The 14,943-nt window shown below is 48.9% G+C and carries 11 protein-coding genes and 1 pseudogene; 9 read left to right on the top strand and 3 right to left on the bottom strand.

Annotated elements, in window-relative coordinates:
* Window positions 1-135: 135 nt before the first annotated feature.
* The 7 genes from pyrB to ACO6VE_RS06460 all read left to right on the top strand — a co-directional run bounded on the left by pyrB (window position 136) and on the right by ACO6VE_RS06460 (window position 9,164).
* Entirely contained in the window at window positions 136-1,068 is a 933-nt protein-coding gene (gene pyrB / locus ACO6VE_RS06430; RefSeq protein ID WP_422460383.1) for an aspartate carbamoyltransferase, read from the top strand.
* A 10-nt stretch (window positions 1,069-1,078) separates the two neighbouring features.
* A complete protein-coding gene (gene pyrI / locus ACO6VE_RS06435) occupies window positions 1,079-1,537 on the top strand; it encodes an aspartate carbamoyltransferase regulatory subunit (protein ID WP_101747838.1) in 459 nt (152 codons plus the stop codon).
* Between the two features lie 210 nt (window positions 1,538-1,747).
* A complete protein-coding gene (locus ACO6VE_RS06440) occupies window positions 1,748-2,008 on the top strand; it encodes a hypothetical protein (RefSeq protein WP_269675596.1) in 261 nt (86 codons plus the stop codon).
* Between the two features lie 345 nt (window positions 2,009-2,353).
* The gene (rhlB, locus tag ACO6VE_RS06445; protein WP_422460385.1) at window positions 2,354-3,760 is read left to right on the top strand and encodes an ATP-dependent RNA helicase RhlB; all 1,407 of its coding nucleotides are present in this window, start codon (window positions 2,354-2,356) and stop codon (window positions 3,758-3,760) included.
* Window positions 3,761-4,030: 270 nt separating this feature from the next.
* Complete coding sequence (locus ACO6VE_RS06450) at window positions 4,031-5,434, top strand: PhoH family protein (protein WP_422460387.1); 1,404 nt, start codon at window positions 4,031-4,033, stop codon at window positions 5,432-5,434.
* 202 nt (window positions 5,435-5,636) lie between these two features.
* The gene (gene yaaA, locus ACO6VE_RS06455) at window positions 5,637-6,425 is read left to right on the top strand and encodes a peroxide stress protein YaaA (protein ID WP_422450017.1); all 789 of its coding nucleotides are present in this window, start codon (window positions 5,637-5,639) and stop codon (window positions 6,423-6,425) included.
* 90 nt (window positions 6,426-6,515) lie between these two features.
* Entirely contained in the window at window positions 6,516-9,164 is a 2,649-nt protein-coding gene (locus tag ACO6VE_RS06460) for a hypothetical protein (protein WP_422450016.1), read from the top strand.
* Between the two features lie 188 nt (window positions 9,165-9,352).
* Here ACO6VE_RS06460 and ACO6VE_RS06465 read toward each other — a convergent pair whose 3' ends face one another.
* A complete protein-coding gene (locus ACO6VE_RS06465; protein WP_422460389.1) occupies window positions 9,353-9,928 on the bottom strand; it encodes a hypothetical protein in 576 nt (191 codons plus the stop codon).
* Window positions 9,929-10,313: 385 nt separating this feature from the next.
* On the opposite strand from ACO6VE_RS06465, the pseudogene ACO6VE_RS06470 reads away from it, so the two are divergent.
* Both ACO6VE_RS06470 and ACO6VE_RS06475 read left to right on the top strand, forming a co-directional pair.
* Window positions 10,314-10,777: pseudogene (locus tag ACO6VE_RS06470) on the top strand (transposase); the annotation flags it as partial.
* Between the two features lie 654 nt (window positions 10,778-11,431).
* Window positions 11,432-12,727 (top strand): OmpP1/FadL family transporter, encoded by a 1,296-nt coding sequence (locus ACO6VE_RS06475; protein ID WP_422460391.1) that lies wholly within the window; start codon window positions 11,432-11,434, stop codon window positions 12,725-12,727.
* A 262-nt stretch (window positions 12,728-12,989) separates the two neighbouring features.
* Here ACO6VE_RS06475 and ACO6VE_RS06480 read toward each other — a convergent pair whose 3' ends face one another.
* Together ACO6VE_RS06480 and ACO6VE_RS06485 are read right to left on the bottom strand one after the other, a co-directional pair.
* Window positions 12,990-13,892, bottom strand: coding sequence for an amino acid ABC transporter ATP-binding protein (locus tag ACO6VE_RS06480; protein ID WP_422460393.1), 903 nt, complete (start codon window positions 13,890-13,892; stop codon window positions 12,990-12,992).
* Window positions 13,843-14,931, bottom strand: coding sequence for an amino acid ABC transporter permease (locus ACO6VE_RS06485; protein WP_422460429.1), 1,089 nt, complete (start codon window positions 14,929-14,931; stop codon window positions 13,843-13,845). Before ACO6VE_RS06485 ends, ACO6VE_RS06480 begins: the two co-directional genes overlap by 50 nt.
* Window positions 14,932-14,943: the final 12 nt, after the last annotated feature.

The following is a 14,943-nucleotide window of genomic DNA, read 5'->3' on the forward strand; positions in this document are numbered from 1 at the left end:
GTCAGTCAATCAAAAGAACAAGCAGAATCCTTATTACTGGTGCTAACCACTTTATCTGTATTGCAAAATAAAGCCCCTTGATCCAGGGGCTTTTTTTTGACTTGAAAATGACCAAAGGCGACAGGTATTACCCCCATGGGAAACAGGTTCTTTAACAGGAACATTATCTCCATAGCCGACCTTACCCGGGAAGATATGGAACAGATTCTTGCAGTGGCAGCTGAACTCAAACACACGCCACGCCCCGGTCTATTGCAGGGCAAAGTGATTGCCAGCTGTTTTTTTGAGGCATCCACCCGCACACGCCTCTCGTTTGAAACAGCCGTTCAGAGGTTAGGCGGCACCCTGATTGGTTTTGCTGACGGTGGCAACACCTCTGCCAAAAAAGGGGAAACCCTCGCGGACTCCATCAAAATCATCAGCTCCTATACCGATGCGGTGGTGATGCGCCACCCTCAGGAAGGTGCTGCCCGGCTGGCCTCGGAATTCTCCAGTGTCCCCATTATCAATGGCGGCGACGGCTCCAACCAGCACCCAACCCAAACCCTGCTGGACCTGTTTAGTATTCGCGAGTGCCAGGGTCGACTGGATAACCTGAAAGTCACCTTTGTCGGTGACCTGAAATATGGCCGGACGGTGCACTCCCTGGCCCAGGCCCTGACCCACTTTAACGCAGAATTTAATTTTATTGCCCCGGATGCACTGGCAATGCCGGACTACCTCCTGCAGGAACTGGATGAAAAAGGCATTCGGTGGCGTCGGGCGGAAAGCATCGAAGAAGTGGTTACCGATACAGATATCATCTACATGACCCGGGTTCAGAAAGAGCGATTCGATGAAACCGAGTATAAGCACATCGCCTCAAACTATGTACTGACCAATGAAACCCTGAAACAGGCACCCGCACACCTGAAAGTACTGCACCCGTTGCCAAGGGTTGATGAGATAGCCGTTGAAGTCGATCAAACCCCCCATGCCTATTACTTTGAACAGGCCCGAAACGGGGTATTTGCCCGTCAGGCGCTGTTGGCCCTGATTCTCAATGAATCCTTTGATGACCAGATGTGAGGAATGATCGATGAGTAACAAACTTCAGGTTGAAGCCATCTGCCAGGGCACTGTCATCGACCATATTCCGGCGGGACAGGGGGTAAAAATCCTTGACCGTCTTCATCTGCTGAACAGTGAAGCACGTATTACCGTGGGCTTTAATTTGCCCAGTAAAGCCCGGGGCTTCAAAGATATTATAAAAGTCGAGGGACGGATGTTTACCGAACAGGAGGCCAATGAACTGGCACTGTTCGCACCCAGCGCAACCATCAACGTGATTGATGATTACCGGGTGGTGGATAAGTTCACCATGGCCATTCCGAAAACGCTGAGAGCCGCGTTTGCCTGCCCCAACTCTAACTGCATTACGCATAATGAACCGGTGGCAAGCTATTTCTACCTGCGTCAGAAAAGTCATGATATCCAGCTGAAGTGCCACTATTGCGAAAAATCCTTCAGCAAGGAAATTGTGGCAGAACTCAGATAACGGCAAGAGGGCGTTCAATGGCAGATAAAGAGCGCCTTCTATTTCCGGCCTGATCAAACAACTGATTGAAATAAAAAATAAAATCCTTCCTTTCCCACCAATGTCTAACTTCCAGACACGGCATCTCTACCTATTATTAAATTTTCAGCCAGATGGTGGGTGACAACTATGAGTTCTTGTCCAATATCTAATTTTATCGGTAATCGCTGCATGCCAGACCCTGTAAGAGCGGAGTCTGTTGGGGAAAAGAACCAGAAATTTGCTGAAGAAGCCAGCTTTTTCACCGCCTTGTTCAAAAATCTCACGGTACGACCAGTGCCTGATCCTGGCTTGATGATGGTTCTTAACAAGCAGTGGCTGGAAAGGAAAAAAAGAAAAGTGTCCAAAAAAGGCAAGTCTGAACAATTGTGGCTGGGCAAGCGGGCGGATGATGAGCCATCTGGCGAGTGGGGAAAATTCGAGGACGATTGACCAGACCGTGTTAACTGCACGGCATCCCATTTAGCCGTCGCCGGATTTGCCTGGTGGAAAGACACTATTTCCATGATTCGCGCGAATCCGTACAGTTCGTTTGATTTGTCCATTAAATCGGCGCGATAATACGCCATGTCATTTACCGTGAAGATCCTCTCAAGGTTGCTCTCACGCTATACCATACCCACTCCCACCGTAAAGTGGGCATGGTATTAACCAGCTAACTTCTTCCTCGCCCATCTCTGCGACGATCAGGATAAAGATTGTATCCTTATAGCTGGCTCACCCGGCTGCCAATTGGTAAAGCCATTGTTCAGGACTGAAAGGAACGAGATTAAGGCATTGAGTGGTTTTCTAGGATTTTTTAAGAAAAGCAGCGCGAGTAAAGACGCTTCCCCTGAAAAAGGGAAGAAAGCGCTTTCCGGCAGCAAAAAACAGGCTGCGCATTCCAGAAACAACGTCAAATCATCAAAGCGTCCGAAGCGGACAAGCAGCAGAAAGTCAGACCGTCCTGCCCGGGCTCAGGAAAGCTGGAGTATTGATCAGTTCCAGGTAGCGCCTGACCCTGAAAAGACCCGCTTTCATGATTTTGCCCTGCCCGGCGAACTGATGCATGCGATTGCTGACCAGGGCTTCAAGTACTGCACACCAATTCAGGCAGAGGTGCTGGGCAGCACTCTGGCGGGTCGGGATGCGATCGGCAAGGCTCAGACGGGAACCGGTAAAACGGCAGCATTTCTGATCAGCACGATCAAGCAGCTGATTGACACCCCGGCACCGGATACCCGCTACCTGGGCGAGCCACGCGCGGTCATTATCGCCCCTACACGGGAGCTGGCGTTGCAGATCGGTAAGGACGCTGAAGCCCTGACCCAATACCTGCCGCTGCACGTTGTCACCGTGGTGGGTGGTATGGATTATGAGAAACAGCGTAAACGTATCGGCGAAAATTATGTGGATATTCTCGTTGCCACGCCCGGGCGCCTGCTGGACTACTGTGAGCGTAAAGACCTGTTTCTGGACCTGGTTGAAGTCATGGTGATCGACGAAGCAGACCGCATGCTGGACATGGGCTTTATCCCGCAGGTACGGCGTATTATCCGCATGACGCCAAGACCGGGAGACCGTCAGACGCTGCTATTCTCGGCAACATTCACAGATGATGTATTAAGGCTTGGAGAACAGTGGACCTGGAACCCGGTAAAGGTTGAGATTGAGCCTGACAGTGTGGCCACCGACACGGTGGAGCAAAAGGTTTACATTCTCTCATCGGAACAGAAGTTTCCCCTGCTGGTAAACCTGATTAACCATCACCAGCTGGAAAAAGTCATTGTTTTCACCAATCGCAGGGACCAAACCCGCAAGCTGACCGAACAGCTGCAAAAGGTTGGGATCAGGGCAGACCAAATCTCCGGCGAAGTTCCCCAGAACAAGCGCCTCAGGACTCTGGAAGATTTCCGCTCCGGAAAAATTTCAGTACTGGTGGCTACCGATGTTGCTGGCCGGGGCATCCACATTGACGGAATCAGCCATGTGATCAACTACAACCTGCCTGAAGACCCTGATGACTACGTCCACAGGATTGGCAGAACCGGGAGAGCGGGGGCGAGCGGAACCAGCATCAGCTTTGCCTGTGAAGATGATTCGTTTCTGATTCCGGATCTTGAAGCGCTGCTCGGGGATAAACTGAAGAAGGACTACCCACCGGAACAGCTTCTTGTTGACCCCAGAAACAGTAGGCACCGATAAGCTAACAGAGCAGGCGAATGCTAACGATTCGCCTGCTGACATGGGAGAGAACAGTAATAATCAAAAGAAATATCGATCAAAAAAACAGTAAAATTTTTATAAAAAAATACGATATATCCTTTCAAGCATAAGAGTAAAACACATTCACTTAAACCCTTTAGGAGGAGAAAAAAATTTTTTTATTCTTCATCGAAATTTAGCCTTGCCGGATTAACGCTTTTCGATAAGAATCAAATATGAGTAACCCAAAAACAGACAAGGGAGCTGCCTATGGGACATGCCCTGGAAACCAGGCCAGAAAACTCACCCATCACAACCACCTACATACTGGACAGTAACGTCCTGATTCACGACCCTAACTCTATCCTCAACTTTGAAGAACATCAGGTAATCATTCCCATCACCGTTCTGGAAGAACTGGACAAACTCAAGAACGGCAAACAAACCATAGCCGCCGACTGTCGTCAGGCCATACGACTGATTGATAATATTCTGGGTACTGCAACACCTGCGGAGATAGAGCAGGGAGTCCCTATCCAGAGAAGCCACAGCAAGGAAACATCCGGCACACTCTCCATCATGATGAGTCATGCCGACGATAAAATCACCACACTCCCCAGCAGTAATAACGACAACCAGATAATTAACGACATCTGTCAGTATCAGAAAGCCCATCCGGACCGGCAGTTCATACTGGTCACCAAAGACATAAATATGCGCCTCAAAGCCCGGGGCTGCGGTATTCTTACCGAAGACTATCACAGTGACCAGCTGGTCAGTGATATTGGCTTACTGACCAAAGGTTATATCCATTATGAAGGCAACTTCTGGGACCGGGTCAATGAAGTAAAAACAGTACAGCTTGATGGTAAAACCATTCACACCCTGGATAAAAGTGAGTTTGCCGAAGAGTTGTATCTCAACAAGTTCCTTTTAGACGACCAGGGGTTTGTAGCAAAAGTCATTGACCTATCGGACGACCAGGTCAGTCTTCAGCACTACAGCAGAGAAAGCCTGATGCATCAGGAAGCCTGGGGGTTGAGACCCTTGAATATCAACCAGGCCATGGCCCTGAATCTGCTGCTTGATCCGGATGTGCATCTGGTGAATCTCAATGGTGCCGCCGGTTCTGGCAAGACCATTCTGGCCCTGGCAGCCGCCATTGAAATGACCATTGCCACGAAACAATACCGGAGAATTATTGCCACCCGTTCCACCCGGGGATTGGATGAAGATATTGGCTTCCTGCCAGGTACCGAGGCTGAAAAAATGGAACCCTGGCTGGGCGCTATAACCGATAACCTGGAAGCGCTGCACAATGATGACGAATCCACCAACAGCAGTGTGGAGTACATACTCGACCGGGTACCGCTGCATTTCAAATCCCTGAACTACATCCGTGGCAGGAGTTTCCAGCAGAGTCTGATCATCATTGATGAATGTCAGAATCTGACTCCCCACCAGATCAAAACCATCATCACCCGCGCCGGTGTCGGCAGTAAAGTGATCTGCCTTGGCAACCTGGCCCAGATCGACACCCCTTATCTGGCCGCCACCAGCTCCGGCTTAACCTATATGACTGAGCGCCTGAAGCATTTCCCCAATGGAGGTTCAATGCAGCTTCAGGGTGTACCAAGGTCACCACTGGCAGCGTACGCTGAAACCCATCTGTAGCTCATTCCTCTTCACGACAAAGCCCCGGATCGCCGGGGCTTTCTATTTATTAACAAATTGATCACACTCCTGCTTCTTAAAGTGATAGCCATTATCAATGGACATGATAGGTCTTATTAACCCATTCAACCCTATTAAAGAAACGCTCCCTGCTCTACTATTGTCATCATTATCTTAAGCTTGAAAAATCAGGGAGAGTTGAATGCTGCTCGTTATTTCTCCAGCGAAAACCCTGGACTATGACACACCACCCACAACAAGAAAATTCACTCAGCCAGACTTTCTTGACCAGTCCGCCCTACTGATTGAAGAGCTCCTTGAATTAAGCCCGGCAGCGATTGGCAGCCTGATGAGCATCAGTGATAAGCTGTCCCAGCTCAATGCCGCCCGTTTCCAGGCATGGTCAACACCGTTCAGTCCGGATAATGCCAAGCAGGCGGTACTGGCCTTCAAGGGGGATGTATACACCGGTCTCGACGCAGAAACACTGAGTGAAAAGCAGCTGTCATTTACCCAGAAACACCTGCGAATTCTCTCTGGCCTTTATGGCCTGCTTCGCCCGCTGGATTTAATGCAGGCTTACCGTCTGGAAATGGGCACGCGATTTGCCAATCAGCGGGGGAAAGACCTTTACCAGTTCTGGGGAAGCAGGATTACAGAGCAGCTGAACAACGAGCTGGCCAGTCAGAAGAGCCAGGTACTGGTCAACCTCGCGTCCAATGAATATTACAAGTCTGTTCAGCCAAAGCAGATTAATGGCCAGATTATTACGCCGGTATTTAAAGACTGGAAGAACGGTCAATATAAAATCATCAGTTTCTACGCCAAAAAAGCCCGGGGCCTGATGTGTCGCTATATTATCGACCATAATATTGATCAGCCAGAAAAAATGAAAAGTTTTAACTATGAAGGTTATGCCTTTAATGAGGCCATGTCCTCGGATAAAGAATGGGTTTTCACCCGGGAAGGGGACAGGGCAGAAAATAAATAAAAACGCCGGTCAGCTAAATAAAGCTGACCGGTAACAATTTCCTCCTGCTGCCGATATCACTAACAATATTACCGGCCAGCCTACTTAATTATGTTCAAACTACCCAGAAACCCACTTTGTCACCAAGCGCCAGGAGTCGGGGGTTCAGGCCCTGTCCACACCAATTATGAGCCAACGCCAAAAGAGGCTGAGGCACCGGTTGGTAGCCATAGAGGCAGGAAAATTGAAAATGCCGATACCACAAGCTACTTGGCGGAACAGAAAAGCGTGGTAACCGGTGCAGACAGTCCATCGCCGCTAAAAACAGAAGCGACCCAGGTACCCGCTCATCACACGACGGGTTTAAAAGAGAATAAACCGGATAGCCAGGCTGCAAAACTTTTGCAGCAACGGACTGATTTACTGCAACGGGCAGACAGTGTTCTTGGTGCCATTAACGCCAGGAAAGTCGTCGGTATTTCGCTGGAAGCGCTGGAAAAAGCTCAAGCTAATAGCCCTGAGCAGGTGCTGGCAATGCTCAGGAGTATGGAGTTCCCGGCTGGCCTTAGCGTTAAAATCACCCTTAAGTCTCAGTCCGAAAAACCACTGAGCCTGATACCCCCGGGCGATGAATTGGAGAACCAGAAGAATCTTGACCAGTTAATGGAAAAAACCGTAGAGGCCCTTAAGCGTCAGCAGCATACCAATACAGAAGCAAGTGTCAGTGAAGCCGAAGAAATAAGACAGTCCCTCGTGCGCAACGATAACGAGATTGCGGGCAGGGAAACCCTGGGCCAGGGTGAAGGCGCACAGGCGTTTGACAAGCTCAGTAACAGAAAGTGTGCAATCACCGTTCATCATCGAAACCCCGTTGAGAAAAGCTATGTCGAGACCAGGCACCATGATACAAGCGCCCGGCCAGCAACAGAGGAAAGTTCGGCTATCACTGCCAGAGAAGATTCTCCGGGTATTGAGAAAGGTAATGGTCACCCTGAAGAGCAAGACTTAACCACAACAACTTCTTCCGGTGCACAGAAGCCAGCTGCCCCCATAGTCACCGATTCACCTGTAAACACTCAGCCTCCACCTCCGGTTTATCCCGTACCACTGCCTTTAGTGAGTTCGCAAACCGTCGTTCCACCTCCGCATGAAGAGGCCGAACCGGCTTTACCAAAGAGTGAACAGCAGGCTACTGACGCAGTCGCGCAAAGCTCTCCACTTATTCAGGAGACAGAACAAGAAAGCACTCCCGCAGCTGAACATACAGAGAGTATGCCAACAGAAGAAGACCTCGCTGTCACCGAGCCCGTTTCAGCTTTGAAAGAGCAAACTGACGCCGTACCAGACAGCGCAGAGAGTCCACAGGAAACAATGCCCGTTGATAGTCTCTCCCCCTTGCCGGAAACCATACCAGCACCATCCCTCGCCCGGGAAGAAATCCGGGAATCAGCCTCTGTCCCGGCAGAACAATCCGACGTTGAGCCAGCAATGGCACTGCAACAGGCAGAACCGTCAACGGACCCGATAACGGAACAGACGGCCAAATCACAAGTCCGACAGCCAGAAAAACAAGAGAACTTGCATGCAGCACTGCTCAGAGAGCTAAAAAATAGACAAAGGGAACTAAAATCAACAAAGCCAAACCAGCCCATCGAAGGCAATAGCACTCAAACCAGTGACAGACTTTCACCCAATGACGATACGGCAAACACACCAAAAGCCTCTCGGCCCGGGAGTCACCCCGAACTCATGGCGGAATTGACCAAAAAACTGGCCGACAGAAGACCCAAAACACCAGAAGAAGTTGACACTCTGGATAGCAATGTTGCCAGGAAATGGGCTCAGACGGCGGAGAGATTGGAAAATAGCCACCTTCCCTTTATCGATGAACTGATGGAAAAAGTAGCGGCAAGAAACAGAGCAATGGAAGAAACGGCTCAGCCCTCCCAGTCGGCACTATCATCCAACGGTTACAAGCCTGCTGAAACAACGGTTTCCTTTCCACCGTTCCCTGCGGCGAATGAGTTACCGGCCGGGCAGAGAAGCTCTTCTCAGACGAATAGCAAGGCAACCAGTAACATTGCCGTACCAAAGGGCGAAACGAAAACCACATCATCCGGTAACAAGACGTTTAACGATGCCCAGTTTAAAGCAGAGTTGGAAGCCGCCGTGGCAAAGATGCTGAGAAGAAGTTCAGATACCATGGATGCTGACGACATCACAGACTCGTCCGTATCTGATGACCAGCTCCCGGAGGATGTAACCGCTGACCTGAACAACATAAATGCCGCCCTCTCTCCAGAAGAACCGGGAGAAACCGCTCAGCCAATTTTGAACAATGATGCCACAACGCCATTGGCTCCCGCTGCACCACCAGTACCTCCACCAATATCCCAGGAAATATTGTCCGCCAGGACCAGGAAGGCTCCGGCATCAACCAGCACTGCTCAGGCCAATAGCCCGGACAACGCAAACAAAACGGAATCAGGTAACGGAGCTAAAAGCAAGCCATCAAACCAGGGCTTCTTTGGCAGTGAGACATTCAAAAAAGCTCTGGAAAACGCTGCTACCGCCATGGATAACAAGCGTCAGAGCAGCGACAAGGATATTGAGCAACAAATCCAAGAGGCAAAAAAAGAGGCAAAGGAAAAAAAAGAGCAGGCACCCAACCCCAATGATCTGTTTGGTTCTCTGAGAAAGAGATTGTTTCCAATCAGGCAAGCCAATGATGGTAAAGACAAAGAAGACGATTTTAATTAAGCACCACACATTCCGGTGAGTTCAATGTAACCTGGCTGACCGGTAATGTCGCCTTTAGGCGATAACGTTCCCGTATCTGTCATGTCTGCGGGGTTCTTTGAGCTTTATGATCATGAAAATGCAGTTATAACCCAATGGCACTGACTTAAGGCCTCAGCCCTTGAATTATCAAGGGCTGAGGCCTTAAGTCAGTGCCATTGGACCATACTCCCCATTTTATCCGGATCAAAAACAATCAATGGCTTCGACTCAGGATACAGGCAAGCTATATACACATTAGTGACATTTCCCGCCAGAAATGCAGGCATTGCCATAAATGCATTAACTCTTGAAGAAAAATTCACACGTTGCTCAGCTGTTTCAAAAGGCAACCCTGAAAAACCTTTTTCCCACTGCTTGAGTATGTCCATTTCTTTGTGTCTATAGCGTTCAATCACGCTACCGCATTGAGCTTTTTCTTCTACATAATCGCTGGTCGATAACTCCGACAGCACAGAATCAATTTCTCTCAGTTGGTGTGAGAAAGCCTCTAAAAATCTTGATTTATAATCTTTCGATGGCGCTATATGCTCAAGAATCTCTTCCTCTGTAGCATGGATGGATGGCGCATATTCATCATCCGAAGTAGAGCTTTCAATAACATCCATAAACTCATTTAATCTTCCCTCCAAACGATCAGACAGATGCCTTTCATAGCTTTCAATATCTGAAGCTAGCACCTGAAGAGAGAATAACACTGAAAAAAAAGCGATAAATCTAGACATAAAAATGCTCACCGGAAGGCAAAGCTAATAAGCTGCCAGTTCAAAACCAGCAGCTACCTATACTTCTTATACATTTTTTCATTTGTGACTCCTTTCGCCATAACCAAACATTTTATGTTGAACACCTGTCAACTATATTTGATTTATATATTCCAACTTTTTTGGTTATTGCCGACTTACATAATTTATACAAACCAATTCTGGGTAGGTGAACTCTAAAGAAATGCCATTTTATACGTCAACGCCATTTTATTGACAGCGCAAATAACTCACAGATTTTTAAGATATCTCTTACAAATACTCATGACCGACATTCCCGCTGTGTCAGGATAGTTGTCCCGTTCTTAACCAATAAAAACCAAACAGTGGGCGATGGACGTTGAATATGCCTCGTTTTTCAGAGGAACGTAAATCAGCTGTTTTGAAAAAACTGTTACCACCACACAATCGCTCTGTGCCGGATGTTGCCAGAGAGGAAGGTATCAGCGAATAAACCCTGTATAATTGGCGTAAAAAACTACGGGACAAAGGATTGCCTGCGCCAGGAAGCGAACAAAAATCAGAACAATGGTCTGCAGAAAGTAAGTTGCCGTGGTCGTTGAAACTGCAGCTTTGTCAGAAACCGAGTTGAGCGAGTACTGTCGTAAAAAAGGGCTTTACCCTCAACAAGTCAAGGAGTGGAAGCACGCTTGTATTTCAGGTGCTCAGGCTTCTCAGCGTGAAGACCAAGAAATCAAGCAATTAAAACAAGAGCGCAAACACATCCAGAGCCTTGAAAAAGAGCTTCTCCGTAAAGACAAGGCGTTGGCAGAAGCTGCTGCCCTGCTGGTGCTGTCAAAAAAGCTCGATGCCTTCTACAGAAGACAGTCGTCAGTGGATGCTGAAGTTTGAGCGGTTTTATAACAATGAACACCGTCCTAGGAGGCTGTCCGAGAATAGACTGACCTACTGCGGTGGCAGCAAATTGGTCTAAAAATTCCGTTTTGTTCGGCAAATAGCCCCGCTATTCACCTCACAAAACGGAATTTTTATCCTCAATTTTCTGCCATCCTCGCTACGGGCGCTATTCTCGGACAGCCTCCTAGCTCAATCCGCTTTGTGACACAAGCACAACGTCATGAGCAAAGTATCAGTAAATCCTGAAGCACCGGAAACAGATGTATACCAAAGCGCGAGAAGCTAATCCAACGCGTTGCTCAGGAGGTATCAGAAACTGGGAGCCTGCAGGGTCCAGTAGCACTGAATCCTGAGCGATTGTCAGAAGTAAGCATTGACGAGAAAAAGGCCGCCTAAAATTCAGTTTTCGGGACAACTATCTTGAAAAACTCTTTTAGAAACAAAACATAACAGAAAATTTTTTAAAATCTGAATAATATTCCTTTCAGTTTTATTCGGCACATTTTCTGCGTGCTTCTTTCTTAGCGGTATCATCCACTGACAGTCAATTTCAGGAAACGACTTGTCAGAGTACTGCTCAATAGACTTTTGTGGAGTTTCATGTCTATGGTTTCGCGCCAAGGCCGTTTATTTGTTCTTTCCTCTCTGGCTTTTGCCGTATTCACCGGTAATGCCGTTGCAGGTGGCTTTGAAAAAGCGACCATGTGGGACGCGAAATACGCTGCCCTTGCCGGTGCCGCTGTTTCTTCCGTTAATACCTCCAGCGCCGTTTTCTACAACCCGGCGGGGCTGGCTCGTATTGAGGGCAATGATTTTGCCCTGAATGCATCTCCTACCTTTGTTCAGACCAACGGTCCTGCTGAAGGCGATAAATCCTATGTGAAAGGTGAGAGAAACTTTGTTCCAAATGCCGGTATAACCGGCGCTTTTCGCCTGAATGAAAAGTTTGTTATGGGTTATGGTTTCTACGGTGCCGGTGGTGCTTCTGCCAGTTATGAAGATGTTACTGTCGGTAGTGTTGTACCGATCATGGGTAACATGGTTGATCTGCGCATGACTGGCGAGTATTCAACCGATATCAAGATAATGGAAGCTGGCCTGGCACTGGCTTATCAGATCAATGACAACTGGTCTATCGGGGGCACCTATCGTCTAACTTATGCCCAGGCTGATATCAATCTGGCTTCAAAGGTCGGTCCTGCTGGTGCGCTTGTGGGCTACAATGACCTTTCCGGCTTTAACACATTTGGTGTGCGTCTTGGCGCGATGTATCGCTCCGATGATAACCGCTGGGGCTGGGGCCTGAATTACCGCTCTGACGTTAATATAGAAGCAGACGGCAAAGCTAGCTTTGAATTGGGCCCTATAGATCGTCCGATTTATGCAGGCAGAGACGCTACCGCTAAAACAGCATTACCAACCCAGATTTCCACAGGTGTAGACTACAGTCTGAATGATGACTGGAAGCTGTTTGGTGAAGTTACCTGGTCGCAGTACAGCTCTATTGAAGCGATCAAGTTTGTCAGCAGTGAAGGAAATCTGGCTGTAGACAGCATTAATACTAACTGGAATGACCAGTGGAACTTCCGCTTTGCTACTGAGTACACCGGCATGGACAACTGGGCGTTGAGAGCAGGTTATATTTATACAACAGCCGTGACCCCAGAAGAATACGCCGCACCAACCTTCTCCACTCCTGCTGGTGCACATACCTTTACCATGGGTGCAGGTACCACCTTGATGGACGACAAATTGGCACTTGATATGGGAGCAGAATATAACTTAGCTAAAAATGATACGGTAAAAGGAGGTGGTGACCTGACCGCTACTTCAAAAGCCAGCTCTGGCAAATACGACACCAATGCCTGGGCACTGCACGCCACTCTGCGCTACAAGTTCTAATTTTGATTGCCAAGTGACATAAAATACCGGCGTGAACCATTCATGCCGGTATTTTTTTATTAACCCAAAACCGGTTTGAGTTCCCTGGTACATCATTTCGATGAGTACAATCTCCGTTCACCCTGAGCGGAGTCGAAGGGTGATTGGCACGATCTATCAGAGTCCGGAGTTTCCGCCTTTAGGCCCTATGGGTCCTTCGACAAGCTCAGGACGAACGGAGTGCGGAGGCACGACAACCCGTCAAACTCATTGAAACAATGTACTAGTGATTCAACACCTGCCCAAGAAACCTGCGGGTTCGCTCTGAACGTGGGTTGCTGAAAAACGCTTCCGGCGGAGCCTGTTCAATAATCTGACCTTCATCCATAAAGATCACCCGGTCAGCCACCGTCCGGGCAAAGCCCATTTCATGGGTCACGCAGAGCATGGTCATCCCTTCCTGCGCCAGCTCGACCATAACTTCCAGCACTTCTTTAATCATCTCCGGATCAAGGGCAGAGGTGGGCTCATCAAACAGCATGACTTCCGGATTCATACACAGGCTTCGGGCAATCGCCACCCGCTGCTGCTGGCCACCAGACAGTTGTCCGGGATATTTATTGGCCTGATCCGGAATCCTCACCCGCTCCAGGTATTCCATGGCCACCTTTTCCGCAGCCTTTTTTGACTGTTTACGGACCCAGATAGGTGCCAGTGTACAGTTCTCCAGAATGGTCAGATGTGGAAACAGATTAAACTGCTGGAATACCATTCCCACTTCACGACGGATGGTTTCTATATTTTTCAGGTCATTGGTCAGTCGGGTGCCATCCACCACAATGCTGCCTTCCTGATGCTCCTCAAGGCAATTAATGCAGCGGATCAATGTGGACTTACCGGAGCCGGAAGGCCCACAGATAACGATCTTCTCCCCCTTCCTGACATTCAGGTTAATATCTCGCAGCACATGAAATTGACCATACCATTTATTCAGGCCACTGATCTCAATCAGGCTGGCCTGCTCAACAGCGGCTTCACGCTGAATCGTCACCTCTGGCTGGCCACTTTTCGGTAATGGCTTTTGCAGACGAGGCTCGTCAAGATAATCACTCATACCATTGGCATCCCTGATTTCATTATCGCTGTAATTGTTGTTCCAATCGCTGGCTGTACTTTGATATGCCAAAACAGAAGACCCAGAAAACCAGCCCGGCAAACAGATAGCCCTCTATGGAGTTACCCAGCCAGGCGGGATCATTCAGCCCGGCCTGAATAATGGCCAGCAGATCAAACAGGCCGATGACCAGTACCAGACTGGTGTCTTTAAACAGGGCAATAAAGGTATTTACCACCCCGGGAATAACCAGTCTCATGGCCTGGGGCAGGATAATCATAATCATTCCCTGCCAGTAACTCAGGCCAAGACTGTTAAACGCTTCAAACTGTCCTTTGGGGATGGCCTGCAACCCACCTCGCACCACTTCCGCCATATAGGCCGCCTGAAACAGAATAATGCCGATCAGCGCCCGCAGCAGTTTATCGAACACCACCTCTTCCGGAACAAACAGTGGCAACATGACCGAGGCCATAAAGAGCACAGTGATCAGGGGAACACCGCGCCAGAGTTCAATATACCCGGTGCATAAAGACCGTATAACCGGCATATTGGAACGACGGCCAAGGGCCAGCAGCACACCGAATGGCAAAGAGGCGATCATCCCGCACAGTGCCAGCAACAGCGTCAGCATCACCCCACCCCACTGATGGGTCTCCACTTTTTCAAGCCCCAACAAGTCGCCATAAAGCAAAAACCAGGAAACCACCGGCATCAGTACCAGGCTGTAGCCCAACACCCACTTTTTACCGGGTGTCACTTTAAACGACAGCCAGGCAATCAACAGGGCCAGTTGAGCAAAAAAGAGATCTGCCCGCCACTGCTGTTCTTCCGGATAAAACCCGTAAATAAACTGATCAAGCCTTGCGGTGATAAAAGCCCAGCAGGCCCCTTCACTGCTGCAGGCAGTGCTGTCGGTGCCAAACCAGGTAGCCTCAATAAATGCCCACTGCACCAGCGGTGGTACCAATAAATACAGACCGTAAGCAATCAGCAGCGTGGTCAGCGCACTCAGCGGGTTGGCAAACAGATTATTTTTTACCCATGCCAGTACACCGACGGCTGTTGCCGGTGGCTCACGGGCAGGAATCATGTTGCTATCGTAACTGATCATTTCTCTCAA

Source organism: Endozoicomonas sp. ALB115 (genome assembly GCF_049310245.1).
Taxonomy (GTDB): Bacteria; Pseudomonadota; Gammaproteobacteria; order Pseudomonadales; family Endozoicomonadaceae; genus Endozoicomonas.